This is a genomic window from Streptomyces sp. NPDC001027 (assembly GCF_040299045.1).
Taxonomy (GTDB): Bacteria; Actinomycetota; Actinomycetes; order Streptomycetales; family Streptomycetaceae; genus Streptomyces.
Genome location: NZ_JBEPBI010000030.1, coordinates 1 through 26,645 on the forward strand (window position 1 = coordinate 1; position 26,645 = coordinate 26,645).

A 26,645-nucleotide genomic window follows, 5' to 3' on the forward strand; every position below is an offset into this window, starting at 1 on the left:
ACCGCCGTCGCCGCCGCCGAGCTGGCGCTGAGGGCCGGCGACGGCGGTGCCGCGGTCGTTGTGCGGGTGGACGGAGATGACGACGTGCTCGCGGCGGGAGAGGTTGCGGCTCATCCACTCGAAGCGGTCGGCGTGGGTGGAGGGCGTGGAGCGCTCGACGGTGGCCGGCAGGTTCAGGATGATCTCGCGGCCCGGACCGGGCTGATAGACGTCCATCACCGCCTCGCAGACCTCCAGGGCGAAGTCCAGCTCGGTGTCGGTGAAGATCTCGGGGCTGTACTGGTAGCCGAACTCGGTCTCCGGGCCCAGCAGTTTCTCCGCGTACTCCATGACCAGGCGGGTGCCGTCGACGGCGATCTGCTTGATGTCGTCCTTGGAGCCGCGGAAGACGACCCGGCGGAACACGGGCGCGGTGGCGTTGTACAGGTGGACGGTCGCCCGCTTGGCGCCCTTCAGGGACTCCACGGTCCGCTCGATCAGGTCCTCACGGGCCTGGGTCAGCACGGAGACGGTGACGTCGTCCGGGATCGCGCCCTCTTCCTCGATGATCGAGCGCACGAAGTCGAAGTCGGTCTGCCCGGAGGCGGGGAAGCCGACCTCGATCTCCTTGTAGCCCATCTTGACCAGCTGGTCGAACATCCGGCGCTTGCGCTCGGGCGACATGGGGTCGATCAGGGCCTGGTTGCCGTCGCGCAGGTCGGTGGAGAGCCAGCGGGGGGCGGCGGTGATCCGGTTGTTCGGCCAGGTGCGGTCGGGGATGTCGACCTGGTCGTACTGCCCGTACTTGTGGGTCGGCATCTGGCTGGGCTGCTGGCGGTTCGCCATGGGGTGTGGGCTCCTCGGGGTGACCGGAGAATGTCCGGACGGAAGGACGGCCGACACGCAACGCCAAGCTCCGCGGGGAGGGGGTCGGCCTCGACTACAGGCCCTCGCCGCGGCAGCTAAGGAGAAGCAGCCCGAAACGCATAGTGCTCCGCAGCCTAGCCGAGCCGCATCTGTCGCGGTGGTCCGTATCAGTATGCGGGACCACCGGGAGCAACTGAAGAGAAAAGGGACGAAACGTGCGCCATACCACTTGAAGCCAGCAATCTGCCGCGTTTGTCACTGTTTTTCACCGATCATGGTTGCCTGTCGTGACAGTTGGGTCACACAGTGCAAAGGTGCCGGACATGACGACCCACGGGGGCTTCGAGCCCGTCTTCTGCACCGTCGTACCGCCGCACCTCCTCCACCGGCTGGCGCACAACGACGACCCCGCGCTCTCCGGTCCCGCCCGGCGCACCCTCCTGCGCGACCAGGAGCTGCGCGGCCTGCGCCAGGTGACCACCGAGTTCCGCCTGGCCGCCGCCCCGGCCGTGAAGGCGCCCTCCGACCAGCCGCTGCGCACGATCTACGACTGCGGGCACGGCACGGAGCTGCCCGGCGACAAGGTCCGCTCCGAGGGCCAGGACCCCGGCCGGGACGCGACCGTCAACCGCGCCTACTCCGGGCTCGGCGCCACCTTCGACCTCTATCTGAAGGCCTACCGTCGGCACTCCATCGACGACGACGGCCTGCCGCTGGACGCCAGCGTCCACTACGACGAGGGCTACAACAACGCCTTCTGGAACGGCGAGCAGATGGTGTTCGGCGACGGCGACGGCGAGATCTTCCTCGACTTCACCAACTCCATCGACGTCATCGGGCACGAGCTCACCCACGGCGTCACCCAGTACACGGCGAACCTGACCTACTACGGGCAGCCCGGCGCCCTCAACGAGTCGATGTCCGACGTCTTCGGCTCGCTCATCAAGCAGTACTCGCTCGGCCAGACCGCCGCCGAGGCCGACTGGCTGATCGGCGCCGGCCTGCTCGCCCCGGACGTCACCGGCTCAGCCCTGCGCTCGATGAAGGCCCCGGGCACCGCGTACGACGACGACGTCCTCGGCAAGGACCCGCAGCCCGCGACCATGGACGAATACGTCCGCACCGGCCGCGACAACGGCGGCGTGCACATCAACTCGGGCATCCCCAACCACGCGTTCTACCTGGCCGCCGCCGCCCTCGGCGGATACGCCTGGGAGAAGGCCGGACAGATCTGGTACGACGTCCTCACCGGCGGCGAGCTCGGGGACCGGGCCTTCTTCACCGACTTCGCCGCGCTGACGGTGAAGGCGGCGCGCGAGCGGTTCGGCGACGGCGGCGACGAGTTCCAGGCCGTGCAGAAGGCGTGGGAGCAGGTCGGGGTGCGGATCCTGTAGTTCCGTACTACACAGGGACCCATGCGTATTCAGGTGAGGCGCACGGGCGGGTTCGCGGGCATCGAGCGGCAGGCCGAGGTGGACACGGCGGGGCGGCCCGACGCCGGCGAGTGGCACGCCCTGGCCGAGCAGGCGGTCGCCGACGGCCGGGGCGCGCCCCCGCAGGGCGTGCCCGACGGCTTCCGTTACGAGATCACGGTGGACGGGCGGACCGTCCACGCGGCCGACCCCCGACTGACGTCGCAGCAGCGCGAGCTGATCACGAGAGTGCTGAAGGAAGGCGCCTGACGGGCAGTTCCCGTAAGGGCGTTGACTTCCTTACCCATCGGTAAGGATGATCCCGACCATGGCGAACGATCCGCGCGAGGCGGCGCATCCGATCCCCCGGTTCCCGGCGGACTTCCTGTGGGGCGTGTCCACGTCCGCACACCAGATCGAGGGCTCGGCGGACGAGCGCGAAGCGTCCGTCTGGGACGTCTTCACGGCCGAGCCGGGACGGGTGAAGGACGGCTCCACGGCGGCGGTGGCGTGCGACCACGTCCGCCGCCACACCGAGGACGTGGCCCTCCTCGCGGGGCTCGGCGTCAACGCCTACCGCTTCTCCGTCTCCTGGCCGCGGGTCAACGCCCCCGGCGGCCTCGACTTCTACGACCGGCTCGTGGACGAGCTGCTGGCGGCGGGCGTCCGCCCGGTGCCCACCCTCTTCCACTGGGACCTGCCGGCGGACCTCGACTGGCTGGAGCGGGACACCGCGTCCCGGTTCGCGCAGTACGCGTCCGTCGTGGCAGACCGGCTCGGGGACCGCGTCACGAAGTGGATCACCCTCAACGAGCCCGCCGAGCACACCCTGCTGGGCCACGCGCTCGGCACCCACGCGCCTGGCAAGCAGCTCCTCTTCGACGCGCTGCCCGCCGCCCACCACCAGCTGCTCGGCCACGGTCTCGCCGTGCAGGCGCTGCGCGCCGCCGGCGCGACGGACATCGGCATCGCCAACTCGCACGGCCCGACCTGGCCGGCCTCGCGGGAACCCGCCGACGTGGAGGCGGCGGCCTTCTACGACGTCCTGCTCAACCGCCTGTTCGCGGAGCCCCTGCTGCTCGGCGCGTACCCGGAGGGCCTGGGCGAGCTGATGCCCGGCGACGTCGCGGCCGACCTCAAGATCATCGGCGGGTCGCTCGACTGGTACGGCGTCAACTACTACGCCCCGACCCGGGTGGGCGCCCCGCAGGGCACGGAGATCGAGTTCGGCGGGATCACCATGCCGGCCGAACTGCCCTTCTCCGTCCGTGAGATCGAGGGCGTCCCGGTGACCGACTTCGGCTGGCCGGTCGTCCCCGAGGGGCTGACCGAGCTGCTGACGACCTTCAAGGACCGCTACGGCGACCGCCTCCCGCCGGTCGTCATCACCGAGAACGGCTGCTCCTACGAGGGCCTCGACGACCAGGCCCGGATCGCCTACCTGGACGGCCACCTCCGCGCCCTGCACCGGGCCCTGGAAGCGGGCGTCGACGTCCGCGGCTACTTCGTCTGGTCGCTGCTGGACAACTTCGAGTGGGCGGAGGGCTACGCACGGCGCTTCGGCCTCGTGCACGTCGACTTCGCGACGCAGGCACGCACCCCGAAGGCGTCCTACGCCTGGCTGCGGGACGTCCTCCAGGCGCAGGGATGACGACGGCGGACAGGGCCCCCACGGCCGCCCTGGCCGAGCCCGTCGAACGGGTGGGCCGCGGCTGGACGTCGGCCCTGTCCCTGGCCAACGGGGCGATCTGGGTGGGCTGGTACGGCCCCCTGCAGATCCTGCTGGCCTCCCAGGCCGAGGACTTCGCGCCCGGCTCCGGCATGTCGAAGGAGGCGATGCTGGCCTGGGTGACGGGCGTCGGAGCCGTCGTCTCGCTGGCGGCGAACCCGCTCTTCGGCGCGCTGTCGGACCGCACGACGTCCCGCCGGGGCCGGCGCACCCCGTGGATCGTGGCCGGCACGGCGGGCGGCGCCCTGTCGCTGCTGCTGCTCGCGGGCGCGCGCGGAGTGTGGACGATGGCGCTGGGCTGGTGCCTGGTGCAGCTCACGCTGAACGCGGCCTTCGCGGCGGTGACGGCGGCCGTCCCCGACCGGGTCCCCCGGCTCCAGCGGGGCTCGGTCGGCGGCTGGCTGGGCGTCGCGCAGATCCTCGGCGTGGTCGGCGGCACGGGGCTCGCGACGGCCGCCGGGGGCGTCGGGGCGGGATACACGGCGTGCGCGGTGTTCACGGCGCTGGGCGTGCTGCCGTACGTGCTGCGGTACGAGGATCTGCGGCTGGCGGAGGAGGACCGGCCGCCCTGGTCCTGGCGGGGCTTCGCGGCCGGCTTCTGGCTGAGCCCGCGCCGGTATCCCGACCTCGGGTGGGCGTGGCTGACGCGCTTCCTGATGAACCTGAGCAACGCGCTGGTGCTGCTCTACCTCCTCTACTACCTGCGCGACCGCCTGCACCACGCCGACCCCGAAGGGGGCGTGCTGATCCTCACGGCGGTGAACGGGCTGACGCTGCTCGCCACGGTCGTCGTCGGCGGCGTCTGGTCGGACCGGCTCGGCCGGCGCAAGCCGTTCGTGATCTGGTCGGGCGTGCTGATGGCGGCGGCGACGGCGATGCTGGCGGTCTGGCAGACCTGGCCGGGGGCGATCGTGGCGTCGGCGGTGCTGGGCGTCGGCTTCGGCGTGTTCACCTCGGTCGACTTCGCGCTGATGACGGACGTGCTGCCGAAGGCCGGGGACCGGGGCAAGGACCTGGGCGTCATCAACGTGGCCAACGCCCTGCCCCAGGTCGCCGCGCCCGCCCTCGCCGCCCCGATCGTGACGTATCTGGGCGGCTACCGGATGCTGTACCTGGTCTCCGCCGCGATCTGCCTGGCGGGGGCGGTGCTGGTGGGGCGGATCAGAGGGGTGGACTGAGACGCCGGCCGGTCGCCTCAGAAGCCGAGCTTGCGCAGCTGCTTGGGGTCGCGCTGCCAGTCCTTGGCCACCTTCACATGGAGGTCCAGGAAGACGGGCGTGCCCAGCAGCGCCTCGATCTGCTTGCGGGACTTGATGCCGACGTCCTTGAGGCGCTTGCCCTTCGGGCCGATGATGATGCCCTTCTGGCTGGGGCGCTCGATGTAGATGTTGGCGTGGATGTCGAGGAGCGGCTTGTCCGCGGGCCGGTCCTCCCGCGGGAGCATCTCCTCGACGACGACCGCGATGGAGTGCGGCAGCTCGTCGCGGACGCCCTCCAGCGCCGCCTCGCGGATCAGCTCGGCGACCATCACCTGCTCGGGCTCGTCGGTGAGGTCGCCCTCGGGGTAGAGCGGCGGGCTCTCCGGGAGCATCGGGACCAGGAGGTCGGCGAGCAGCTCGACCTGCTGGTCGCCCACCGCCGAGACCGGCACGATCTCCGCCCACTCGAAGCCCAGCTCCTTGCCGAGCTGGTCGATCGCGATGAGCTGTTCGGCGAGCGCCTTGGAGTCCACCAGGTCGGTCTTGGTGATGACCGCGACCTTCGGCGTGCGCTTGATCCCGGCCAGCTCCTTGGCGATGAACCGGTCGCCGGGGCCGAGCTTCTCGTTGGCCGGCAGGCAGAAGCCGATGACGTCGACCTCGGCCCAGGTGGCGCGCACGACGTCGTTCAGCCGCTCGCCGAGCAGGGTGCGCGGCTTGTGCAGCCCCGGCGTGTCCACCAGGATCAGCTGGGCCTCCGGCCGGTGCACGATGCCCCGCACGGTGTGCCGCGTGGTCTGCGGACGGTTCGAGGTGATCGCCACCTTCTTCCCGACCAGAGCGTTCGTGAGGGTGGACTTGCCGGCGTTGGGGCGGCCCACGAAGCAGGCGAAGCCGGCACGGTGGACGGACTCGGCCGACTGCTCGGGTGACTGGTTGCGAACGCTCATGGCCCCCATTCTCCCTGATCCGCAAAGCACCGCCGTACACACGAGCGGTCGGGTCCCGGACGGTGAGCTCCCGGAAACCTCCACGCAACGAAACGTCGCGGAAACACACCCGTCCACTGGAGGAAACGCAGGGCGGTGACCCTCTGACGAGCCCCCGCATCGTTGGAGACATCGTGACTCTGGCCGCCGCCCACGCGAACACCGGCGACACCGCCTGGCTGCTCGCCGCCACCGCCCTCGTCCTGCTGATGACCCCGGGACTGGCCCTCTTCTACGGCGGCATGGTCCGCACGAAGAGCGTCCTCAACATGCTCATGATGAGTTTCGTGTCGATCGCCCTGGTCACGGTGGTGTGGCTGGCGGCCGGCTACTCGCTCGCCTTCGGAGAGGACGCCGGCGGCGGTCTCATCGGGGGGCTCGAGCACGCCGGGATGGCCGGCCTCGGCCCGGACAGCGTCCAGGGCACGGTCCCGACCCTGCTGTTCGCCACCTTCCAGCTCACCTTCGCGATCATCACGGCCGCGCTGATCAGCGGCGCGATCGCGGACCGGGCGAAGTTCGCGGCCTGGCTGGTCTTCGTGCCGGTCTGGGCGCTGCTCGTATACGTTCCCGTCGCGCACTGGGTGTGGGGCCCGGGCGGCTGGATCCTCGAGCGGCTCGGCGCGCTGGACTTCGCGGGCGGCCTGCCCGTCGAGATCACGTCCGGGGCCTCCGGTCTGGCGTTGTGCCTGGTGCTGGGCCCGCGGCTGGGCTTCAAGAAGGACGCGATGCGTCCGCACAACCTGCCCATGGTGATGCTCGGCGCCGGTCTGCTGTGGTTCGGCTGGTTCGGCTTCAACGCCGGTTCCGCGCTGGGCGCTAACGGGCTGGCGGCGGCGGCCTTCCTGAACACGCTGGCGGCCGGCTGCACGGGCCTGCTGGGCTGGCTCTTCGTCGAGCAGAAGCGCGACGGCCACCCGACCACGCTGGGCGCGGCCTCCGGCGCGGTCGCGGGCCTGGTGGCGATCACGCCGTCCTGCGGCTCGGTGTCCCTCCTCGGCGCGTTGGTCGTGGGCCTCGCCGCCGGCGTCGTCTGCTCCTACGCCGTGAGCTGGAAGTTCAAGCTGAACTACGACGACTCCCTCGACGTCGTGGGCGTCCACCTGGTCGGCGGCGTCATCGGCACGCTCCTGATCGGCGTCTTCGCCGTGGACACCATGACCGGCGGCCCCGAGGGCCTGCTGCACGGCGGCGGGTTCGGGCAGCTCGGCAGGCAGCTGGTCGCGGTGATCGCGGTCGCCGCCTACGCCTTCACCGTGACCTACGGCATCGGCAAGCTGCTCGACCGCACGATCGGCCTGCGCGCCGAAGAGGACCACGAGCACACCGGCCTGGACCTTACGGTGCACGCCGAGACGGCATACGATCACGGCGTCCTGGGCCACGGCGCCCCGGTCTCCGCGCACTCCGTCCCCTCCGCCCAGAAGGTCAAGCCACAGGCATGAAGCTCATCACCGCGATCGTCAAGCCCTACCGCCTCGACGAGGTCAAGACGGCCCTGCAGGAGCTCGGCGTGCACGGTCTGACCGTGACCGAGGCCAGCGGCTACGGCCGCCAGCGCGGCCACACCGAGGTGTACCGGGGCGCCGAGTACCAGGTCGACCTCGTGCCCAAGGTCCGTATAGAGGTCGTCGTCGAGGACGCGGAGTCCGAGGCCGTCATCGACGCGATCGTGCGCGCCGCGCACACGGGCAAGATCGGCGACGGCAAGGTGTGGGCCCTGCCCGTGGAGACGGTCGTCCGGGTCCGGACGGGCGAGCGGGGAGCGGACGCGCTCTGACGTCGGCAACCGACGACAACGCCGCCGGGGCCCCCACGCCTTCAGGGCAGTGGGGGAGGGCGTGCCAGGCCCCGCGTCTGCGGCATGATCCGCTGAACAGTCCCTAACGTCCGGCGGTTTGGCCGATTCTCGTCCCGGGGCGTGCGGGGGCCGGTCGCGCCCCGCGGCGGGACCGCGTGCGGCCGGCGCCCCGGACGCCTTCACGGCGCCTGCGCCTGCGCCTGACCAGCAGCCACACCCCTGCTGCGACGCCCGCCGCCACGACCCCCACGACCAGCCACGGCGCCGTCACGAACGACGCCGTCGCCGACTCCTGCGTCTTCGTGGCGGTCGCCGTCAGCTTGACGTCCGTCCAGTCGAGGTGGGGGGCGCCGGTCCAGCGTTCGGTGAGCCGGACGCGCTGGCCGGGCAGGAGCTGGGAGGGGACCTTCGTCAGGCGGCGGTCGAGGAGGGTACGGCCGAACAGGCCCCGCGCCGTCAACCGCACCTTCGGATCGAGGGTGACGTTGCCGGTGTTGTGCAGGGTGTACGAGATCGTCGCGGTGCTGTCGCCGAAGCCCGGCACCAGCGGCTGGCGGTGGCCGATCCGGACGTCCTCGACGGCGAGCGCGGGCAGGGTGGGTCCGCCGACCTGGAGGTAGACGCGGGCGGCGACCGCCCGCTGCACGCCGAGCGCGACCGAGCCGTCGCCCCGCTCGACGCGTTCGTCGAGGGCGACGACGGCCCCCGGATGGTCGCCCGGCTCGGCGCCGTCGGGCACCCGGACGGTGAACGGCACGGTGACGGTGCTGCGGCCGGGCACGGTGATCCGGTCCCGCGACAGCTCGGCCCACGCGCCCACGCCCCGCATCCGCTCCCCCAGCGACCTGACGGCGAACCCGCCGTCGCGCGCGGTGTTGTACGCGTCGGCCGCGTACAGCCGGAAGGTGAGGGGCGCGTCGGTCTTGTTGGCGACGACGACCTTGTCCTCGATCGTCTGGCCGGGATCCGCGGAGACGTAGAAATAGGGCCGCGCGGCGACGGCCGAGGCGACGGGGTACACGGACCAGCTGCCGTTGTCGGCGGCGCGTGCGGGCGTGGGCGCTGCGAACAGCAGGCACAGGAGGAACGGCAGGAGGAGGACGTACGGCTTGCGCATGGGTGCGGACCCCCCACGGACGGGCTGCGACGGCGGCGGGGTGGACGGGCGGGTGCGGACCTGTGGGGCGGGCGCCCGGCCACCGGTGGACAGGGTGCGTGAGATCAGCTGAGCGTGAGGGTCAGGACGCCGGCGTAGGTGCCCGGAGGCGTGAACGACGGTACGTCGAGGGACAGTCGGGCGTTGGCGGTGAACTCGCCGCCGGTGGCCGTGCCGTCGGGCGTGGACGCCAGGGTCGCCCCCGAGGCGCCGACCGTGCCCGCCGAGCCGGCCTGGCAGGTGCTCGGGCTGCCCGCCTTGGTGCTGCACGCGGGCGTCCAGCTCAGCCTGCCGGCGTCGATCTTGGCTCCGGAACCGCTGAAGTCGGTGACCTTGCCGGTCAGGGACCAGCCGGCGGGTCCGCCGCGGAAGTCCTTGACGGTGACCGTCTGCAGGGCGCCGGTGGAGGCGCCGCCCTGGCCGAACTCGACCCCGGACAGCTGGACGGCGTCCCCGGCCTGGGACATCGACAGCGTGCCGGCGCGGACCGTGGTGGTCACCTTCTGGCTGCCGTCCGGCACGGGCTGGTCGTCGATGACGACGTAGGCGACCGGTCCGGCGCCGAGATCGGCGCTCCAGGCGCTCCCCTCGTACGCCACCACGCCGCTGGTGGTGAGGTCTCTGACGACGAGCGAGCCGGAGACGTTCCCCTGCCCGTTCGCGGTCACGGTCGCGGTGTCCGCGGTCTGCGTGGATCCGGACCGGCCGGCCAGGGTGACCGACGCGCCCGGCGTGAAGCCGCTGCCGGTGACCGCGACGCTCGCCCCGGGGCTTCCGGAGGCCGAACCCAGCTGGATGGCACGGGTGTTGGCCGGCGGGTCGGCCTCCGCGGTGACCGTCTCCGACACCGGGGCGGGCGGGTTGGTCACCGTGCAGGGGGTGTCCAGCTCGAGGATGTAGCTGGTGTGGATGTTGTAGTCGCCGGGCGAGAGGGTGATCGCGCCGGGGCTGGTGACGGTGAACGTGCCGGTCATGGAGAACGACGGGAAGACGCCCTTGCCGGGCACCGGGTCGTTCTTCTTCGGGCCCGTCAGGGTGATGCTGCCGGTCTGCGCGCCGCCGAGGGTGACCTTGCCCGTCGGCGTCATGATGTCGGCCGGCAGGGCCAGATCGGTGGGGTTGCTCGCGGCGGGCGCGACCACCGTGTACGTCACGGTGACGGTGTCGCCGACCTTGGGCGTGGTGTCGTTCACCGCGAGCCTCGCGGTGGTGGTGCCGTCGATCGGCGGGATGCCGGCGATGGGCGGCGGAACGCAGTGCGTCGGGAAGCTGACGTCGGTCGCGGCGCCGGCCGGACACGCCAGCGCCCCGCCCGCGGTGACCGCGAGCGCGGTGGCCCCGAGCAGTGACGCCCAGTGCCGTCTTCGGGAACTGCGGGGTGTCGAACCCATTGGTGCCCCCTCCTCCAGGGTGCGGGCGCAGCGGCTCTTCTGCGCCGACAGGGGGCATTGAGATGCGGATCGCGCGAGAAGTCAATGGAGACGGGCCAACGAACTGATGGACCGTCAGCTTCCTGCTGCAGCAGGAGAACTGACGGCCCTCGCATGCAGTTTCCGACCGCTATCAGTCGTAAACGAACGGCCCCGGCGCCTGCGGGCCGGTCGCCTTGCAGGTGACGGTGATCCCGAAGATGACCATCTTCAGCGATCCGCCGTTGATGTCGAGACTGTCTCCGGAGGCCACGGTGCCGTTGAGCGGTCCGACCGTGATCGGCGCGCCGGTCGCCATGGCGGGGTTCACCGCACCGGCGAAGACCCTCGCGGCCCCGGTCGAGTTCGCCATCGTGAGCGTGGAGTTGATGCTGTTGGCGCTGATCGGGATCGGCGCGGTGATCGCGCTGGACGTGAGGGTGAGGGTGGCCGAGCTGCCGCTCTGGGTGGCCGTGAGGGTGGCCGCCCCGCCGCCGAAGAGTCCGCAGCTCGCGGTGAACGTGGCCGTCGTCGGGCTGACGGCGGCGGCAGAGGGCGCGAACGCCAGTCCGGTGACCGCGAGGGCCCCGGCCAGCATTGCCGCACCTGATCCGATTCTCTTGCCTCTCATGGGTTTCCGGCTCCTTCCCGGATGTGGGGAGACGGACGGCCGAAAACGGGACGGTGGGTGCGGACACCGCGGCCGGTGGGGGTGAATCTGACGGTCCGTCGGAACTTACGGTCTCATTGACCCGGGAGGGACGGGGCACGGCAAGGCCCAATTCCGGCCGAGTTGAGCGCGGCGGCCGCGACGTCCCGGCCGGCGACCGGTGGGGCGACCGGGACGGCCGGGCCGCCGGAGGCCCCAGGGACGGGACACCGGGGGCGCCGCCGACGACGCCCCCGCGTCGCTAGCCGGCGGAGACGGTGAGCCGAACGGCGCCGTCCGGCGAGGCCAGCAGCACCGGCGTCCCCGGTCCGCCGAGATCCCGCACGGCGGCGAGATCGTCCTCGGCGGGCTTCTCCGACGAGGTCACCACCGCCGCCGCCTCCAGGGACTGCGCGCCGGACGCCACGGCCATCGCCACCGCCGTCTGCAGCGCGCTCAGCCGCAGCGACGGCAGGTCCACCGTCCCGGCGACGTACGTGCGTCCGGTGTCGTCGCGGACGGCGGCCCCCTCGGGCACGCCGTTGCGGGCCCGCGCGGAACGGGCCAGGGTGACGATCTTGCGGTCCTCGGGGTCGAGCGCGCTGCTGTCGGTCATGCCCCGAGCATACGAAGAACCGCGCCCGAGAACCGAGCGCCCCCTCAGACGCAGTCGGCGATGACGACGTTGCCGAGGGACAACGGACCCTGGCCGTTGACGACCAGGCTCACGGTGCAGTCGCCGGCGGGCAGGTCGAAGACGTCCTGGCGGTCGTCTCGGCCGGTCCTCAGGAACGGTCGAGGCGCAGCCGCTCGGCGCGCGGCAGACCGGCGACCACCAGGTCGTACGAGTCCTCTACGAGCTCACGGACCAGGCCGACGGGGAGCCCGCCGTCGACCGTCACCGTGTTCCAGTGCCGTTTGTTCATGTGGTACCCGGGCGCGATCAGGCCGGGATGCTCGCCGCGCAGCCGCACCGCGTCCTCGGGGTCGCACTTGAGGTTGACCTTCAGCGGCCGGTCGCCCGTCCAGCTCAGCGCGAACATCTTCCCCAGCACCTTGAAGACCGAGATCTCCGGCCGGAACGGGAAGTCCTCCTGCGCCGCGTTGAAGGACAGACACAGGGCGCGCAGCTCCTCGGGGGTCACCCGGCCTCGCCCTCCTCCGAGGGTGCGGCGGGCTCCACCGGCTCCACCAGCACCGTCACGATCTTGTTCCGGCGGCCGGCCGCGGCCTCCGCCGTCAGCCGCAGCTTCCGCCCGTCGGGCAGCTCGACCTCGGAGGAGGCGCCGGCGATGGGCACCCGGCCGAGGGCCTTGGCCAGCAGGCCGCCGACCGTCTCCACGTCCTCGTCGTCGTACTCCTCCAGGCCGTACAGCTCGCCCAGGTCGGTGATGTCGAGACGGGCGGTGACCCGGTGACGGTCGTCGCCCAGCTCTTCCACCGGCGGGAGCTCGCGGTCGTACTCGTCGGTGATCTCGCCGACGATCTCCTCGAGGATGTCCTCGATGGTCACGATGCCCGCCGTGCCGCCGTACTCGTCGATGACGACTGCGACGTGGTTGCGGTCCTGCTGCATCTCGCGCAGCAGGTCCCCCGCGTTCTTGGTGTCGGGGACGAAGGCGGCCGGCCGCATCGCCGTCGACACCAGCTCGCCCTCGGCGTCCCGGCTGATGTGCGTCTTGCGGACCAGGTCCTTCAGATACACGATGCCGACGATGTCGTCCTCGCTCTCCCCGGTGACGGGTATCCGGGAGAACCCGGAGCGCAGGGCGAGGGTGAGGGCCTGCCGGATGGTCTTGTAGCGCTCGATGACGACGAGGTCGGTCCGCGGCACCATGACCTCCCGCACCAGGGTGTCGCCGAGCTCGAAGACCGAGTGCACCATGCGGCGCTCCTCGTCCTCGATGAGCGACTCCTTCTCCGCCAGGTCGACGAGCGCCCGCAGCTCCGCCTCGGAGGCGAACGGGCCCCGGCGGAAACCCTTGCCGGGCGTGAGCGCGTTGCCGATGAGGATCAGCAGCGACGGGATCGGGCCCATGATCCTGGCCAGCGGCAGCAGCACGTACGCAGCCGCCGTCGCCGTGTTCAGCGGGTGCTGACGGCCGATGGTGCGCGGGGAGACGCCGACGGCCACATAGGACACCAGCACCATCACGCCGATCGCCGCGAGCAGCGCCGGCGCCGTGCCGTCGATCTCCTGCAGGCACTCGTAGGTGACCAGCGCGGCGGCCGCCATCTCGCACGCCACCCTGACCAGCAGGGCCACGTTGAGATAGCGGGTGGGGTCGGCGGCGATCTGCGCGAGCTTGGCGCTGCCGCGCCGGCCGGACCGCACGGCCTCCTCGGCGCGGAAGCTGGACACGCGCGCGAGGCCCGCCTCCGCGCAGGCGGCGAGCCACGCGACGACGACCAGGGCGATCGCGCCGGCGATGAGGCCGGGGCTCATGAGACGGTCGGCGCCGGCGACGGCCCGGTCAGACCCTTCTCGGCCCGCCAGCCGTCCACGATGGCCGCCTGGAGCCCGAACATCTCGGCCTTCTCGTCGGGCTCCTCGTGGTCGTAGCCCAGCAGGTGCAGCACTCCGTGGACCGTGAGCAGCTGCAGCTCCTCGTCCATGGAGTGCTCCGTGGGCGCCTCCTTGCCCTGCCGCTCGGCGACCTCGGGACACAGCACGATGTCACCGAGGAGGCCCTGCGGGGGCTCGTCGTCGTCCTTCGACGGCGGACGCAGCTCGTCCATCGGGAAGGACATGACGTCGGTCGGCCCCGGCAGGTCCATCCACTGGATGTGCAGCTGCTCCATGGCGTCGGCGTCCACGACGATCACCGACAGCTCGGAGAGCGGGTGGATGCGCATCCGCGCGAGCGCGTAGCGGGCGATGTCGAGGACCGCCTGCTCGTCGACCTCGGTTCCGGACTCGTTGTTGACGTCGATCGACATGGCGCTGCTCGTCTACTTCCGCTTGTCACGACCGCCCTTGCGGGCGCCGTTCTCCGTACCGTTGTGGCTGTCGTACTTCTCGTACGCGTCGACGATACGGCCGACGAGCTTGTGCCGGACGACGTCCTGGGACGACAGGCGGGAGAAGTGCACGTCGTCGACGCCCTCGAGGATCTCCTGGACCTGCCGCAGGCCCGACTTGCTGCCGTTCGGCAGGTCGACCTGCGTCACGTCGCCGGTGATCACGATCTTCGAGTCGAACCCGAGCCGGGTCAGGAACATCTTCATCTGCTCGGGCGAGGTGTTCTGCGCCTCGTCCAGGATGATGAAGGCGTCGTTGAGCGTGTTGTGCGTCAGCAGGTAGTCCGTTGTGACGTAGAGGGAGTCCTCGGCCGCGACCTGGATACAGACGGCCTCCTCCCGGCCCGCGGGCTCGATGCTGTCGATGAAACGCATCGGGCGGCCACCGCCTCCGGCCGTGAGGTACTTCTCGCGCTTGCGGGCGAGACGGAAGGGTTCGATGCCTTCGGGGAGGCGGATGTCGATGACATGGGCGTCATACCGGTACTCGACCTTCCTGCCGCTCGCGCGACCCGGCGTACGGCCTTCTGCGGCTCTGCGGCGGGTGTAGGCGACACCGCCCAACGACTGCACCAGGGAGATCACGTCGTCACGGAGCAGAACCGACGTGGTCGTGTACTGGATGCGGCAGGTGCGGTCCTGCTGCGTCACAGGGCCGCCGTCGGAGTCGAGGAGGCCCTGCAGCACAGCCAGTCGCACCTCGGCCGAATTGTTCAGGTAGGCCTCAGGGACGAACTTGTTGTGCGAAGGCGCAGGCAGCAGGTCCAGTTCGCGCAGAACCCCCGTGACGGGGTTCTGCAAGGTGATCATGTCTCCGGGAGACTTGATCCGGTTGAGCACGTAGTCGGGGCCGCCCTTGTGGCGGACCACGACCCCCGGGAGTGCGCCCTCCAGCGCCTGGGCCAGCTCCGCGTCCTCCGTGGAGAAGGACGGCGTCGTGGAACCGGTGAGGCACCCGTCGCCCAACAGCAGCCCCAGCGCGTACGGGTCCATGGGGACCTCCCGCTCCGGGAGACACACCGGCGCCGTGAGCATCGGCAGCTCGTACCGGCGAGCGTGCCCCGCCCGCAGGTTGCCGATCATCTCCTGGGTTTCCAGGACCCGCCACGGCTTGTCACGACGCTTGTCGTCGCGCGTCCTGACGGTCCACAGATGCTCACCGCAGCACAGCGTCCAAGCGCCGTCCTGAGCCGTGACGCGGTAGATGTCCTTCTCGCCCTGCGGGTACACACCGAGGACCGGAGTCGGCTCACCGTTCGAGCCGATGACCAGGTCACCGACCTGGAGGTCGCCGATGGGACGCCAGCCGTCCGGGGTCAGCACATTTGTGAAGAGCGGCATCGCGCGACCCCTCATGTACGCCAGCGGGGCGACCTCGATCGTGCCCGCGGCCATCAGCTTCGGGATCGAGTCCGGGTCCAGCATGTCGTGGAGCGCGTCGTAGAGCGGACGCAGATAGGGGTCGATCTTCTCGTAGAGGGTGCCGGGGAGGAAGCCGAGGCGCTCGCCGGCCTCGACCGCGGGGCGGGTCAGGATGATGCGGTTGACCTGCTTGGACTGCAGGGCCTGGACCGCCTTGGCCATGGCCAGGTAGGTCTTGCCGGTGCCCGCGGGGCCGATGCCGAAGACGATCGTGTGCTTGTCGATCGCGTCGACGTACCGCTTCTGGTTGAGGGTCTTGGGTCTGATGGTGCGGCCGCGCGAGGACAGGATGTTCTGCGTCAGAACCTCGGCCGGGGTCTCCTGGCCTTCACTCGTCCCGTTCTCACTCGCCCGCAGCATGGCGATCGAGCGTTCCACTGCGTCCTCCGTCATCGGCTGCCCGGTGCGGAGCACCAGCATCATCTCGTCGAACAGGCGCTGGACAAGGGCGACTTCCCGTGGGTCGCCGACCGCGCTGATCTCATTGCCCCGGACGTGGATGTCGGCCGCCGGGAAAGCCGTCTCGATCACGCGCAGGAGGGAGTCTCCGGATCCCAGCACGGTCACCATGGGGTGCTGGGCGGGAACGGTGAACTGTGCTCTCGCCTTGCCCTGCGCGGGCGTGTGAGCTGTCGGTGTCTGAGTCATAGGCCGGCCCGAAGGCCTCTACGTCCTCCCGGATGCGTCTCGCCTGCCACAAGGGCGGCCTGGCGATTCAAGGGTACGCCAGGGGGCTGACAACGCCCCAGGGGTTTTGTCATGCGCCGGTGGTCATGCCGACCGGCCGAAACCGATCGTCGGCACCGCCCTGCGCAGCGGCCACGGGGCGGCCTCCTCCGCCGCCGGGAGCAGCGCCGGCAGCAGACCGTCGAGGAACGCGTAGCGCTGCAGCGCCTCGGGGTCCTGGCCCTCGACCGACTGCACCCTGCGCCACCAGGCGGCGATCTCGGACCAGCCGGGGGCGGAGAGCGAGCCGCCGAACTCCTGCACCGAGAGGGCCGCCGTGAGGCCGGCGAAGGCCAGCCGGTCGGCCAGCGGCCACCCCGCGAGGGTGCCGGTCACGAAGCCGGCCACGAAGACGTCCCCGGCTCCGGTGGGGTCGAGGGCCTCGACGGCGATGGCGGGGACCTCGGCGCTCTCGCCCGTCGCGCGGTCCACCGCGTACGCGCCCTCCGCACCGAGGGTGACGACCGCGAGCGGGACGTGTTCGGTGAGGGCGTGCGCGGCGGCGCGGGGGCAGTCGGCGCCGGTGTAGCGCATCGCCTCCTGCGCGTTGGGCAGGAACGCCTCGCAGTGCTCCAGGTCGGCGAGGCCGGACAGGTCCCAGGCGCCGGTGTCGTCCCATCCGACGTCGGCGAAGACGCGGGTGCCGCGGCGGGCGGCCTGTTCGATCCAGGGGGCGCGGACGCCGGGGGTGAGGGAGGCGACGGCGGCGCGGGCGTGCGGCGGGCACTCGGGCGCCGGCTCCTCGGGCGGCGGCTCGTGGCCGTGCGAGACCATGGTGCGCTCGCCCTCGTAGGCCATGGAGACGGTGACCGGGGAGTGCCAGCCGGGCACCGAGCGGGAGGGGGTCAGGTCGATGCCCTCGCCCTGCTCCAGGGCGTCCCAGCAGTACTCGCCGTAGTGGTCGTCGCCGAAGGCAGCCGCGAGGGACGTGCGCAGGCCGAGGCGGGCGAGCGCGGTGGCCATGTTGGCGACGCCGCCGGGGCTCGATCCCATCCCGCGCGCCCAGGACTCGGTCCCGCGCACGGGGGCGGAGTCCAGTCCGGTGAAGATGATGTCGAGGAAGACCGTCCCGGTGAGGTAGACGTCCCACGGCGGGTCGCCGGCGGCGCGCCGCTCCCCCAGCGGGTCGACCCGGGCGGCGCGCCGCCCCTGGCCCGGGCGGCCGTTCTGGCCGGTGTGGCGGTCCTGCCCGGCGCGGCCGGTGTGGCCGTGCGGGCCGGCGGGGCGGTGGCGTCCCTCTCCGGTGGACGCGTTGGACGCGGTCACGGTGCGCTCCCTGACGTGGTGCCGATCTGGCCAGTGTGCACCACGGTGCGCGCACTGCGGGGGTCGTCACGCCCGGGGCGGGAGGGCTTACCCGCCGGTACGGGACGGTCCCGGCGTGCTGCTCCGGCGGGTCGGAGTACCTCGCGGCGGGGCCGGTCCGGCGAGGCGTCCGGCGTCCCCGCGCGGGGACGCCGGTCACCAGCGGGGTACGGCGGGCGTCTCCCAGTCCGGGTGGGCCGCCCGCATCGCCGCCGCGTCGTCGCGGTCGCGCAGGGCGCCGTCGTCGTCGAGCCAGCGCCGGTGGAGGAACGCGAGCCGGTCGGGGTCGAGTTCGACGCCGAGGCCGGGCGCGTCGGAGACCGCGACCCTGCCGTCGTCGAAGGTCAGCCGTTCGGTGAGGACGTCCTCGGACTGCCAGGGATAGTGGGAGTCGCAGGCGTGGTGGAGGTTCGGGACGGTGGACGCCACGTGCGTCATCGCGGCCAGCGAGATGCCCAGGTGGGTGTTGGAGTGCATGGAGACGCCGACGCCGAACGTCCGGCAGAGCGCGGCGAGTTGTTGGGTGTTGCGCAGTCCGCCCCAGTAGTGGTGGTCGGAGAGGACGACCTGGACGGCGTCGCGGGCGAAGGCCTCCTTGATCTCGGCGAAGGTCGTCACGCACATGTTGGTGGCGAGCGGGACGTCGGTCCGCGCGGCGACCTCGGCCATCGCCGGGGTGCCGAGCGCGGGGTCCTCCAGGTACTCGAGGAGCCCGCCGATCTCCTCGGCCACCTTCAGCGAGGTCGCGACGGACCAGGCGCCGTTGGGGTCGAGGCGCAGCGGGCGCCCGGGGAAGGCCTCCGCCAGGGCGCGCACCGCGGCGATCTCCTCCTGCGGCGGGAAGACGCCGCCCTTGAGCTTGAAGGAGGCGAAGCCGTACCGCTCGGTGAGGCGGCGGGCCTGTTCGACGACTCCCGCCGGGTCGAGGGCGGCCCCCCAGTCGTCCTTCTCGGCGGGCACGCCGTCCGGGTGGGCGGCCCATTTGTAGAAGAGGTAGGCGCTGTACTCGACGGCGTCGCGCACCTTGCCGCCGAGCAGGGCGTGCACGGGCAGGCCGAGCGCCTTGCCGAGGGCGTCGAGGCAGGCGACCTCGAAGGCGGAGACGACCGACAGCCGCAGTTTGTCGGCGGTCTGGACGCCGCGCAGGCCGCCGACGTCCACCTGCCCGGAGATCCGGGAGCCGTCGACGTCCACCTCGTCGGCGAGGGTGAACAGGTCGTTCAGGTCACTGATCTGACGGCCGATCACTTTCACGGCGTAAGGGCGGGCCAGTTCCAGGTACTTGGCGTCGCCGTACGTCTCGCCGACGCCGGTGATCCCGTCGGCGGTGACGACCTCGACGATCAGCCGGGGGGTGTACGGCTGGTGCACGCCCTGGGTGTTGAGCAGGGGCGGGTCGGCGACCAGGATCGGGGTGAGGCGCACATCGGCGATCGTGAGGTTCACAGGGCGGCTCCTACGAGGTCGAGGCCGGCGATCAGGAGGGTGCGGAGCTCGGCGAGGTCTGCGGGCGAGGGGTCGGTGAGCGGGGCGCGGACCGGGCCCACGCGTCGGCCGCGCAGCCGGGCGGCGGCCTTCACCAGCGACACGGCGTACCCGGGCGCCCGGTCGCGCAGTTCGACGAGCGGGACGTAGAAGTCGCGCAGCAGCCGGTCCGCCGTCTTGTCGTCGCCGTCGCGGGCGGCGGCGAAGAAGGCGTTCGCGATCTCCGGGGCGAAGGCGTGGACGGCGGAGGAGTAGGCGGGGACGCCGACGGCGGCGTAGGCGCGGGCCTGGATCTCGGCGGTTGCCGCGCCGTTGAAGAAGAGGAAGCCCTCGGGCGCGGCGAGGGTGAGCCGCTGGAGGCGGTCGAGGTCGCTGTGGCCGTCCTTGAGGCCGACGACGGTCGGGAGGGCGGCGATGCGTCTGAGGGAGGCGACGGTGAAGGCGACCTGGCCGCGCTGGTAGGCGATGAGGGGCAGCGGGGTGCGGGCGGCGATCTGCTCCAGCTGGGCGACCAGGCCGTCCTGTGGGGCGGTGACGAGGTAGTGCGGGAGGACGAGGAGGGCGTCGGCGCCCGCTTCCTCGGCGATGCGCGCGAAGCGGGCGGCCTGGGCCCAGCCGTAGCCGACGCCGGCGACGACGGGCGCCCGGCCGGCCGCCTCCTCGACGGCGATCGTCACCACGTGCCGGTACTCGTCCTCGTCGAGGGAGAAGAACTCGCCGGTGCCGCAGGCCGGGAAGAGGGCGCCGGGGGCGGCGGCGAGCTGGGCGGCGACGTGCGAGCGGAAGCCGTCGGGGTCGAGGGAGCCGTCGTCGTGGAAGCTCGTGAGCGGGAACGACAGCACCCCCTGCGCCATGCCGTCCCGCAGGCGTCGGACCGTGTCCTGGTCGGGGTTCACCGTCGCCATCTCCCAGTCATCTCCCTATGTAGACGTCATCCATATATGCAGATGAAGGTTAGGTAGGCGAATGCCCGGCGTCAATGGAGCACGGCCCCCGTACCATCGGCTCATGTCGGAGACAGCGGGCGTGCGGGAGGTGAAGTCCGCGGCGCGGACGGTCGAGCTGCTGGAGCTGCTCGCGGCGCGCGGCGACCGGCCCGCGCGGCTGCAGGAGCTCGCGGACGAGCTGGGCGTGCCGCGCAGCTCGATGTACGCGCTGCTGCAGACCCTGATCGGCCGGGGCTGGGTGCGCACCGACGTCACCGGGTCCCTCTACGGCATCGGCATCCACGCCCTGCTGACGGGCACCAGCTATCTCGACTCCGACCCGCGGGTGCGGCTGGTGCGCCCCTATCTCGACGAGGCGTCCGAGGCGCTGGGCGAGACGATCCACCTGGGGCGGCTGGACGGCCGCGGAGTCGCGTATCTGGCCACGCGGGAGTCGCACGAATACCTGCGCACCATCAGCCGGGTCGGCAGACGGCTCCCGGCGCACGTCGGCGCGCTCGGCAAGGCGCTGCTGGCGCAGCGGCCGGACGAGGAGCTGCCCGAGGGTCCCTACGAGGCGCTGACCCCCCACTCGCACACCAGCAGGGGGGCGCTGCTGGCGGACCTCGCCCGGACCCGGGCCCGCGGTCACTCCGTGGACCGCGAGGAGGGCGTCCTCGGCATCGTCGGCTTCGGCTTCGCCCTGCGCTACGACACCCCCGCCCAGGACGCGATCAGCTGCTCGGCGCCGGTGGCCCGGCTGACGCCGGCGCACGAGGAGCGGATCGTGGCGGTGATGCGGGAGATCAGGGCGAAGATCGAGGCGAGCGCGCCGGACTCCGCGGGCGCGGCCGACTGGCGTTAGCGCGCGGAGACGGCCGGGCTCCCGCCGCGCCGGCCCCGGCACGCCGGCTCAGAAGACGTGGGCGTCCACCTCCGCGAGGCAGCGCGCCCGCCGCTCCTCGTCGTCCTCCAGGAAGGAGGCGAGGAAGGAGTTGCGGGCCAGCTCGCGCAGCCGTTCCTCGTCCAGGCCCAGCGCGCTGCGCACCGCGTCGAAGTTGTCGCCGGCGTAGCCGCCGAAGTAGGCGGGGTCGTCGGAGTTGACCGTGCAGAGCAGCCCCGCGTCCAGCATGGCCGGCAGCGGATGGTCCGCCAGCACGTCGACGGTCCGCAGTCGCACGTTGGACAGCGGGCACAGCGTGAGCGGGATCCGCTCCCGCACCAGCCGCTCCACCAGCGCCGGGTCCTCCATGCAGCGCAGCCCGTGGTCGACGCGCTCGACGCCGAGGACGTCGAGGGCCTGCGTGATGTACTCCGGCGGGCCCTCCTCACCGGCGTGCGCGACCCGCCGCAGCCCGAGCGCGGCGGCTGCCTCGTAGACCTCGCGGAACTTCACCGGCGGGTGCCCGACCTCGGCGGAGTCCAGTCCGACGCCGGTGATCCGGTCGAGGTGGGGCTTCGCCGCGTCCAGCGTCGCCAGGGCCGACTCGGCGGACTCGTCACGCAGGAAGCACAGGATCAGCCGGGTGGAGATCCCGTGGGCGGCCTCGCTGCGGCCCAGCGCCCGCCACAGCCCCTCCACCACCGTGCTCATGTCCACCCCGCGGGCGAGGTGCGCCTGCGGGTCGAAGAAGATCTCCGCATGCCGCACGCCCTGCGCGGCCGCCCGGGCGAGATACGCCTCGGCGAGGTCCTCGAAGTCCCGCTCGGTGCGCAGGACCGTCATGAGCTCGTAGTACAGGTTCAGGAAGGACTGCAGATCCTCGAACCGGTACGCCTCGCGGAGCTCGTCCGTGTCGGCGTAGGGCAGTGCGACCCCGTTGCGGGCGGCCAGCTCGAACGCCAGCTCCGGCTCCAGGGTCCCTTCGATGTGCAGGTGCAGTTCGGCTTTGGGGAGGGGCATCAAAGCATCGTACGGCCGCTTCACCGCCGTTTCGGAACCGGGATCCGCAGGAGGTCGTGGGCGACGGTCAGCTCGCCGTCGAATCCGGCGGCCCGCGCCTGCCGCTCGAACTCTCCCCCACGCTCCGAGTAGCGCTGGCTGAAGTGGGTGAGCACCAGATGCCGTACCCCGGCGTCCCGGGCGACCCGGGCGGCCTGACCGGCGGTCAGATGACCGTGGTCCACGGCGAGCCGCTCGTCCTCGTCGAGGAAGGTCGACTCGATGACGAGCAGGTCGGCGCCCTCGGCGAGCGCGTGCACGCCCTCGCACAGCCGGGTGTCCATGACGAACGCGAACCGCTGCCCGCGACGGACCTCGCTCACGTCGTCCAGCGAGACCCCGCCGACCGAGCCCTCCCGCTGGATCCGGCCGACGTCGGGTCCGCCGATGCCGTGCGCGGCGAGCCGCTCGGGCAGCATGCGGCGGCCGTCGGGCTCGACCACGCGGTAGCCGTAGGACTCCACCGGGTGGGACAGCCTGGCGGTCTCCAGCCGGTAGGAGGCGGTGGCGGCGAGCGGCCCGTCCGCGTCGACCGGCGCCTCGGTGATGGCGACGGTCTCCCGGTAGGCGGTGGAGTAGCGCAGCCGTTCGAAGAACTGCTGCCCGGAGCGCGGGTAGTGCGCGGTGACCGGATGCGGCACCTGGTCCAGGTTGATGCGCTGGATGACGCCCGCGAGGCCGAGGGAGTGGTCGCCGTGGAAGTGGGTGACGCAGATCCGGTGGATGTCGTGCGCGGCGACCCCGGCGCGCAGCATCTGGCGCTGGGTGCCCTCGCCCGGGTCGAAGAGGAGGCCCTCGCCGTCCCAGCGCAGGACATAGCCGTTGTGGTTGCGGTGCCGGGTGGGCACCTGGCTGGCGGTGCCGAGGACGACCAGTTCGCGTACGGACACGGCGGCCTATCCGGGGGGCCAGTGCAGCCCGCGGCCGCCGAGGACGTGCGCGTGCACGTGGAACACGGTCTGGCCGGCGCCCGCGCCGGTGTTGAAGACGACGCGGTAGCTGTCCAGCTTGTCCTCGTCGGCCACGGCCTGGGCTTCCCGCAGGAGGTCGGCGGTGAGGGCCGGGTCGGCGGCCGCGAGGGCGGCGGCGTTCTCGTGGTGCGCCTTCGGGATCACCAGGACGTGGGTGGGAGCCTGGGGGTTGATGTCCCGGAAGGCGACGGTCGTCCCGGTCTCCCGCACGATCGTCGCCGGAATGGTCCCCGCGACGATCTTGCAGAACAGACAGTCGTCCTGCGCTTCCCCTGCCATGCGGGTTCCTCTCAGACGGTTGATCGGTACGCGGTCGATCGACAGGCGGTTGATCGGTACGCGGTTGATCGGTACGGGGTTGATCGGTACGGGGGCATGGTAGCGGGGGGAGCGCGCCGCTCCGGCCCGTGCAGGCGTCCCCGGCGCGGGCCGCGACCCCGGTCAGGGCAGCACGGGCGGCGTCTTCGCCGGCGTGGTCTCCAGCGAGGCCAGTGCCGCGGCCACCGCCGCGTCGAGCTGGACGTCGCGGGCGGCCGCGTAGTCCTGGGGGGCGCACACCACCTCGACGTCGGGGTCGACGCCGTGGTTCTCCACGCCCCACCCGTAACCCTCGAGCCAGATGGCGTACTTGGGCTGGGTGACGAGCGTGCCGTCGACCAGCCGGTAGCGGCTGTCGATCCCGATCGTTCCGCCCCAGGTGCGCGTCCCGATCACCGGCCCGATGCCGAGCGCCTTGATCGCCGCGTTGACGATGTCCCCGTCCGAACCGGAGAACTCGTTGGCGACGGCGACCACGGGTCCCCGCGGCGCGTCCTCCGGGTAGCTGGACGCCCGCATGCCGCGCGGCACGTCCCAGCCGACGATGCGCCGGGCGAGCTTCTCGACGACCAGCTGCGAGGTGTGCCCGCCCCGGTTCTCCCGGACGTCCACCACCAGACCCTCCCGTGCGACCTCGACCCGCAGGTCGCGGTGGATCTGCGCCCAGCCCGGCGCCTGCATGTCGGGCACGTGCAGATAGCCCAGCCGGCCGCCCGACGCCTCGTGCACATGGGCCCGCCGGTCCGCGACCCACGCGTGGTAGCGCAGCGCCTCCTCGTCGGCGACGGGGACGACGACGGCGTGCCGCGGCTCGCCCCCGCCGGACGGCGACACCGTCAGCTCGACGACCTTGCCGGCCGTGCCGACCAGCAGCGGTCCGGGCCCGGTGACCGGGTCCACCGGCTGCCCGCCGACGGCGACGATCGCGTCGCCGGCCCGCACCGCCACGCCGGGCGCGGCGAGCGGGGAACGGGCGTCGGGGTCGGAGGTCTCCGAGGGCAGCACCCGGTCGATGCGCCAGCTGCCGTCCGCGTGACGGGAGAGGTCCGCCCCGAGCAGGCCCTGCCGGGCGCCTCCGTGGCGGCCGCCGCGGGGTGAGACGTAGGCGTGCGAGGTGCCGAGCTCGCCGTGCAGCTCCCACAGCAGGTCGACGAGGTCGTCGTGGGTCGCGACCCGTTCCAGCACCGGACGGTAGCGGTCGAGGACGGCGTCCCAGTCGACGCCGCCGAGGTCGGGCCGCCAGAAGTTGTCCCGCATGATCCGGCCGGTCTCGTCGTACATCTGCCGCCACTCGGCGGACGGGTCCACGACGCGGCGGATCCGGCCGAGGTCGACGGTGACGTTGCTGTCGCTGTCCTCGTCGCCGGAGGCGCGCCGGTCGCTGGGGACGACCTTGAGCTTGCCGTCGGTCCACAGCAGCAGTCGCTTGCCGTCGCCGCTGACCTCGAAGCGGTCGGCCTCCCCCGCGAGGTGCTCCACGCGCAGGTGGACGAGGTCGTAGCGCTCCAGCTCGGTGTCCGGGAAGGGATCGTCCGGGGTGGCGCGGGACGCCCCGAGGACGCCGTGCACGGGATGCCGCAGCCACAGCACGCCGTCCTTGGCCGCCGCCAGCGCGGAGTAGCGGCCGGCCTCCACCGGGAAGGGCACTATCCGGTCGGCGAGGCCCTCGAGGTCGATGCGGGTGGCGGGGGCGCCCTCGCTGTCGGGCGTCTCCTCCTTGTCGGGGGCCTCGAACGGCTTGCCGTGCCGCTGGGGTCCGAACGGCGAGGGGGTGGTCGCCGCGAGCGTGATGAGGTGCGGGCGGGCGCCGGCCACGAAGGAGAGGTCGAAGACGTGCTCGTCGTAGACCGGGTCGAAGGCGCGCGTGGAGAGGAACGCGAGGTGCTTGCCGTCGAGGGTGAAGGTCGGCGCGTAGTCGCGGAAGCGCAGCGGGGTCGCCTCGGTCACCGTCAGGTCGGTGACGTTCGCGAGCTTGAGCTGGCTGAGCGGGCGCGGCCCGGGGTGCGACCAGGCGAGCCAGGCCGAGTCCGGCGAGAACACCAGGTCGGACACCTCGCCGTCGGGGCTGCGGTCGACCTCGCGGACCTCTCCGGTCTCCCGCTCGACGAGCAGCAGCCGTCCGTCGTGCGCGGCGACCGCGGCCCGGCTGCCGTCGGGCGCCATGGCGAGCTCGAGGACCCGGCCGAGCCGTCCGGCGGCGAGCCGGCGCGGGGTGGCGCCGGGGGCCGGGCCGGTCGCCGGGGCGAACTCCAGCGCGTCCTCCCCCTCGGCGTCGGTCACCCACACCGCCCACTCCTCCCCCTCCGTGCGGAAGGCGCGCGGCAGCCGGGCCCGCACGCCGGGTTCGGCGGCGAGCGCCCGGGCGGGCCCGGAACGATGGGTGACCCAGTGGACGGCCCCGCGCACCTCGACGGCGCTGCCGCGCGCGGTGTGGTCGGGCGCGGCCCCGCCCAGCCAGCGGGAGGCGGCGACCGGGTAGGGGCGGCGGTCGGTGCGCTGGCCGCCGAGCCGGACGTCGAGGCGGCGCGGCTCCGCCCCGTCGAGGTCGTCGAGCAGCCACAGCTCACCCGCGGACATGTACACGATCCGGATGCCGTCGCCGGCGGCCTGGCGTGCGTAGAAGTCTCCCCCGAGCGGCGTGTGCCGGCGCAGGTCGGAGCCGTCGGCGAAGGAGGAGTACAGCGCGCCCGTGTCCTCGTGGTCGGAGAGGAACGCGATACGGTCCCGGGCCCAGACCGGGCACTCGATGTTGCCGTCCAGCTCCTCGTGCAGACGGACGAACTCGCCCTCGCCCTCCCGGTCGATCCACAGTTTGCCCGCGGTGCCGCCCCGGTAGCGCTTCCAGTGGGCGGCCTCGCGACCCATCGACGCGGACAGCAGCACGGTGTGCGGGCCGTGGGCGACCGTGCCGACCGGCCCGTACGGCAGGGTCGTCGCCGGTCCGCCGTCGAGGGGGACCGCGCGGGCCCAACTGCGCCTCAGGGTCGCCTGGTCGTGGGTGCTGACGGCGAGGACCCGGCCGTCCGGGGTCCAGCCGCGCACCCGGGTCTGCGCGCTGCCCCAGTACGTCAGCCGGGTCGAGGGACCGCCGTCGACGGGGGCGACGTGCACCTCGGGCGCCCCGTCACGGGTCGACGTCCAGGCGACGGTGGCGCCGTCGGGCGAGATGCGCGGCGAGGAGACCGGCATGTTGTCGGAGCTGACCCGCCAGGCGCGGCCGCCGTCGAGGGGCGCGAGCCACACGTCGTCCTCGGCGACGAAAGCCGCCAATTCGCCGTGCAGGTGCGGGAATCTGAGATACGCGGCAGACGTCGCGGACTGGGTCACCTGATCACTGTA

Annotated in this window: 24 protein-coding genes; 7 read left to right on the forward strand and 17 right to left on the reverse strand. The window is 72.3% G+C overall.

Features of this window, described 5'->3' with window-relative positions:
- The coding region (locus ABT300_RS11745) for a hydroxymethylglutaryl-CoA lyase-like TIM-barrel protein (protein ID WP_502977920.1) at positions 1-825 on the reverse strand (825 nt) is incomplete at its 3' end.
- Positions 826-1,169: 344 nt separating this feature from the next.
- Between ABT300_RS11745 and ABT300_RS11750 the strand changes: the two genes are divergently transcribed.
- The 4 genes from ABT300_RS11750 to ABT300_RS11765 are packed head-to-tail and all read left to right on the forward strand — an operon-like array spanning position 1,170 to position 5,165.
- A complete protein-coding gene (locus ABT300_RS11750; RefSeq protein ID WP_351674179.1) occupies positions 1,170-2,240 on the forward strand; it encodes a M4 family metallopeptidase in 1,071 nt (356 codons plus the stop codon).
- A gap of 21 nt (positions 2,241-2,261) precedes the next feature.
- A complete protein-coding gene (locus ABT300_RS11755) occupies positions 2,262-2,528 on the forward strand; it encodes a protealysin inhibitor emfourin (protein WP_351674181.1) in 267 nt (88 codons plus the stop codon).
- Between the two features lie 58 nt (positions 2,529-2,586).
- Complete coding sequence (locus ABT300_RS11760) at positions 2,587-3,909, forward strand: GH1 family beta-glucosidase (protein WP_351674183.1); 1,323 nt, start codon at positions 2,587-2,589, stop codon at positions 3,907-3,909.
- On the forward strand, positions 3,906-5,165 hold the full coding sequence (locus ABT300_RS11765; RefSeq protein ID WP_351674184.1) for an MFS transporter: 1,260 nt from the start codon (positions 3,906-3,908) through the stop codon (positions 5,163-5,165). Before ABT300_RS11760 ends, ABT300_RS11765 begins: the two co-directional genes overlap by 4 nt.
- 17 nt (positions 5,166-5,182) lie before the next feature.
- Here ABT300_RS11765 and era read toward each other — a convergent pair whose 3' ends face one another.
- Complete coding sequence (gene era / locus ABT300_RS11770; protein ID WP_351674186.1) at positions 5,183-6,136, reverse strand: GTPase Era; 954 nt, start codon at positions 6,134-6,136, stop codon at positions 5,183-5,185.
- Between the two features lie 173 nt (positions 6,137-6,309).
- On the opposite strand from era, the gene ABT300_RS11775 reads away from it, so the two are divergent.
- A complete protein-coding gene (locus ABT300_RS11775; protein WP_351674187.1) occupies positions 6,310-7,620 on the forward strand; it encodes an ammonium transporter in 1,311 nt (436 codons plus the stop codon).
- Positions 7,617-7,955, forward strand: coding sequence for a P-II family nitrogen regulator (locus ABT300_RS11780; protein WP_351674188.1), 339 nt, complete (start codon positions 7,617-7,619; stop codon positions 7,953-7,955). The genes ABT300_RS11775 and ABT300_RS11780 overlap by 4 nt, the downstream gene beginning before the upstream one ends.
- Before the next feature lie 103 nt (positions 7,956-8,058).
- Here ABT300_RS11780 and ABT300_RS11785 read toward each other — a convergent pair whose 3' ends face one another.
- From ABT300_RS11785 to ABT300_RS11835, 11 genes are all read right to left on the reverse strand, one after another.
- On the reverse strand, positions 8,059-9,093 hold the full coding sequence (locus tag ABT300_RS11785) for a WxL protein peptidoglycan domain-containing protein (RefSeq protein WP_351674189.1): 1,035 nt from the start codon (positions 9,091-9,093) through the stop codon (positions 8,059-8,061).
- Between the two features lie 104 nt (positions 9,094-9,197).
- Positions 9,198-10,523 carry a beta-xylosidase gene (locus ABT300_RS11790; protein ID WP_351674191.1) on the reverse strand — a complete coding sequence of 442 codons (1,326 nt, stop codon included), beginning with the start codon at positions 10,521-10,523 and terminating at the stop codon, positions 9,198-9,200.
- Positions 10,524-10,695: 172 nt separating this feature from the next.
- A complete protein-coding gene (locus ABT300_RS11795; protein WP_351674192.1) occupies positions 10,696-11,172 on the reverse strand; it encodes a hypothetical protein in 477 nt (158 codons plus the stop codon).
- A gap of 280 nt (positions 11,173-11,452) precedes the next feature.
- The gene (locus ABT300_RS11800) at positions 11,453-11,806 is read right to left on the reverse strand and encodes a cytidine deaminase-like protein (protein WP_319277410.1); all 354 of its coding nucleotides are present in this window, start codon (positions 11,804-11,806) and stop codon (positions 11,453-11,455) included.
- A gap of 169 nt (positions 11,807-11,975) precedes the next feature.
- Positions 11,976-12,335 carry an MmcQ/YjbR family DNA-binding protein gene (locus ABT300_RS11805; RefSeq protein ID WP_351674194.1) on the reverse strand — a complete coding sequence of 120 codons (360 nt, stop codon included), beginning with the start codon at positions 12,333-12,335 and terminating at the stop codon, positions 11,976-11,978.
- Positions 12,332-13,636, reverse strand: a complete 1,305-nt coding sequence (locus ABT300_RS11810) for a hemolysin family protein (RefSeq protein WP_351674196.1) — start codon at positions 13,634-13,636, stop codon at positions 12,332-12,334. Before ABT300_RS11810 ends, ABT300_RS11805 begins: the two co-directional genes overlap by 4 nt.
- Positions 13,633-14,130 carry an rRNA maturation RNase YbeY gene (gene ybeY / locus ABT300_RS11815; protein ID WP_057574725.1) on the reverse strand — a complete coding sequence of 166 codons (498 nt, stop codon included), beginning with the start codon at positions 14,128-14,130 and terminating at the stop codon, positions 13,633-13,635. The genes ABT300_RS11810 and ybeY overlap by 4 nt, the downstream gene beginning before the upstream one ends.
- A gap of 12 nt (positions 14,131-14,142) precedes the next feature.
- Complete coding sequence (locus ABT300_RS11820; protein WP_351674198.1) at positions 14,143-16,281, reverse strand: PhoH family protein; 2,139 nt, start codon at positions 16,279-16,281, stop codon at positions 14,143-14,145.
- A gap of 123 nt (positions 16,282-16,404) precedes the next feature.
- Entirely contained in the window at positions 16,405-17,625 is a 1,221-nt protein-coding gene (locus tag ABT300_RS11825) for a carbohydrate kinase family protein (protein WP_502977921.1), read from the reverse strand.
- A 195-nt stretch (positions 17,626-17,820) separates the two neighbouring features.
- Positions 17,821-19,110: a glucarate dehydratase family protein gene (locus tag ABT300_RS11830; RefSeq protein ID WP_351674200.1), complete on the reverse strand. Its 1,290-nt coding sequence runs from the start codon at positions 19,108-19,110 to the stop codon at positions 17,821-17,823.
- Complete coding sequence (locus ABT300_RS11835; RefSeq protein WP_351674202.1) at positions 19,107-20,054, reverse strand: 5-dehydro-4-deoxyglucarate dehydratase; 948 nt, start codon at positions 20,052-20,054, stop codon at positions 19,107-19,109. Before ABT300_RS11835 ends, ABT300_RS11830 begins: the two co-directional genes overlap by 4 nt.
- A 103-nt stretch (positions 20,055-20,157) precedes the next feature.
- Between ABT300_RS11835 and ABT300_RS11840 the strand changes: the two genes are divergently transcribed.
- Positions 20,158-20,940 (forward strand): IclR family transcriptional regulator, encoded by a 783-nt coding sequence (locus ABT300_RS11840; RefSeq protein WP_351674204.1) that lies wholly within the window; start codon positions 20,158-20,160, stop codon positions 20,938-20,940.
- A gap of 48 nt (positions 20,941-20,988) precedes the next feature.
- Here the strand turns inward: ABT300_RS11840 and ABT300_RS11845 are convergent, their stop codons facing one another.
- The 4 genes from ABT300_RS11845 to ABT300_RS11860 all read right to left on the reverse strand — a co-directional run bounded on the left by ABT300_RS11845 (position 20,989) and on the right by ABT300_RS11860 (position 26,633).
- A complete protein-coding gene (locus tag ABT300_RS11845; protein WP_351674206.1) occupies positions 20,989-21,978 on the reverse strand; it encodes an adenosine deaminase in 990 nt (329 codons plus the stop codon).
- Between the two features lie 20 nt (positions 21,979-21,998).
- A complete protein-coding gene (locus tag ABT300_RS11850) occupies positions 21,999-22,907 on the reverse strand; it encodes a ribonuclease Z (protein ID WP_351674208.1) in 909 nt (302 codons plus the stop codon).
- Between the two features lie 6 nt (positions 22,908-22,913).
- Positions 22,914-23,267 (reverse strand): histidine triad nucleotide-binding protein, encoded by a 354-nt coding sequence (locus tag ABT300_RS11855; RefSeq protein WP_351674210.1) that lies wholly within the window; start codon positions 23,265-23,267, stop codon positions 22,914-22,916.
- A gap of 162 nt (positions 23,268-23,429) precedes the next feature.
- On the reverse strand, positions 23,430-26,633 hold the full coding sequence (locus ABT300_RS11860) for a S41 family peptidase (RefSeq protein WP_351674211.1): 3,204 nt from the start codon (positions 26,631-26,633) through the stop codon (positions 23,430-23,432).
- Positions 26,634-26,645: the final 12 nt, after the last annotated feature.

Excerpts from the sequence above, each read along its gene's own strand:
- ABT300_RS11750 (WP_351674179.1), top strand. The coding sequence starts at position 1,170 with ATGACGACCCACGGGGGCTTCGAGCCCGTCTTCTGCACCGTCGTACCG.
- ABT300_RS11755 (WP_351674181.1), top strand. The coding sequence starts at position 2,262 with ATGCGTATTCAGGTGAGGCGCACGGGCGGGTTCGCGGGCATCGAGCGG.
- ABT300_RS11760 (WP_351674183.1), top strand. The coding sequence starts at position 2,587 with ATGGCGAACGATCCGCGCGAGGCGGCGCATCCGATCCCCCGGTTCCCG.
- ABT300_RS11765 (WP_351674184.1), top strand. The coding sequence starts at position 3,906 with ATGACGACGGCGGACAGGGCCCCCACGGCCGCCCTGGCCGAGCCCGTC.
- era (WP_351674186.1), bottom strand. The coding sequence starts at position 6,136 with ATGAGCGTTCGCAACCAGTCACCCGAGCAGTCGGCCGAGTCCGTCCAC.
- ABT300_RS11780 (WP_351674188.1), top strand. The coding sequence starts at position 7,617 with ATGAAGCTCATCACCGCGATCGTCAAGCCCTACCGCCTCGACGAGGTC.
- ABT300_RS11785 (WP_351674189.1), bottom strand. The coding sequence starts at position 9,093 with ATGCGCAAGCCGTACGTCCTCCTCCTGCCGTTCCTCCTGTGCCTGCTG.
- ABT300_RS11790 (WP_351674191.1), bottom strand. The coding sequence starts at position 10,523 with ATGGGTTCGACACCCCGCAGTTCCCGAAGACGGCACTGGGCGTCACTG.
- ABT300_RS11795 (WP_351674192.1), bottom strand. The coding sequence starts at position 11,172 with ATGAGAGGCAAGAGAATCGGATCAGGTGCGGCAATGCTGGCCGGGGCC.
- ABT300_RS11800 (WP_319277410.1), bottom strand. The coding sequence starts at position 11,806 with ATGACCGACAGCAGCGCGCTCGACCCCGAGGACCGCAAGATCGTCACC.
- ABT300_RS11810 (WP_351674196.1), bottom strand. The coding sequence starts at position 13,636 with ATGAGCCCCGGCCTCATCGCCGGCGCGATCGCCCTGGTCGTCGTCGCG.
- ybeY (WP_057574725.1), bottom strand. The coding sequence starts at position 14,130 with ATGTCGATCGACGTCAACAACGAGTCCGGAACCGAGGTCGACGAGCAG.
- ABT300_RS11820 (WP_351674198.1), bottom strand. The coding sequence starts at position 16,281 with ATGACTCAGACACCGACAGCTCACACGCCCGCGCAGGGCAAGGCGAGA.
- ABT300_RS11835 (WP_351674202.1), bottom strand. The coding sequence starts at position 20,054 with ATGGCGACGGTGAACCCCGACCAGGACACGGTCCGACGCCTGCGGGAC.
- ABT300_RS11840 (WP_351674204.1), top strand. The coding sequence starts at position 20,158 with ATGTCGGAGACAGCGGGCGTGCGGGAGGTGAAGTCCGCGGCGCGGACG.
- ABT300_RS11845 (WP_351674206.1), bottom strand. The coding sequence starts at position 21,978 with ATGCCCCTCCCCAAAGCCGAACTGCACCTGCACATCGAAGGGACCCTG.
- ABT300_RS11855 (WP_351674210.1), bottom strand. The coding sequence starts at position 23,267 with ATGGCAGGGGAAGCGCAGGACGACTGTCTGTTCTGCAAGATCGTCGCG.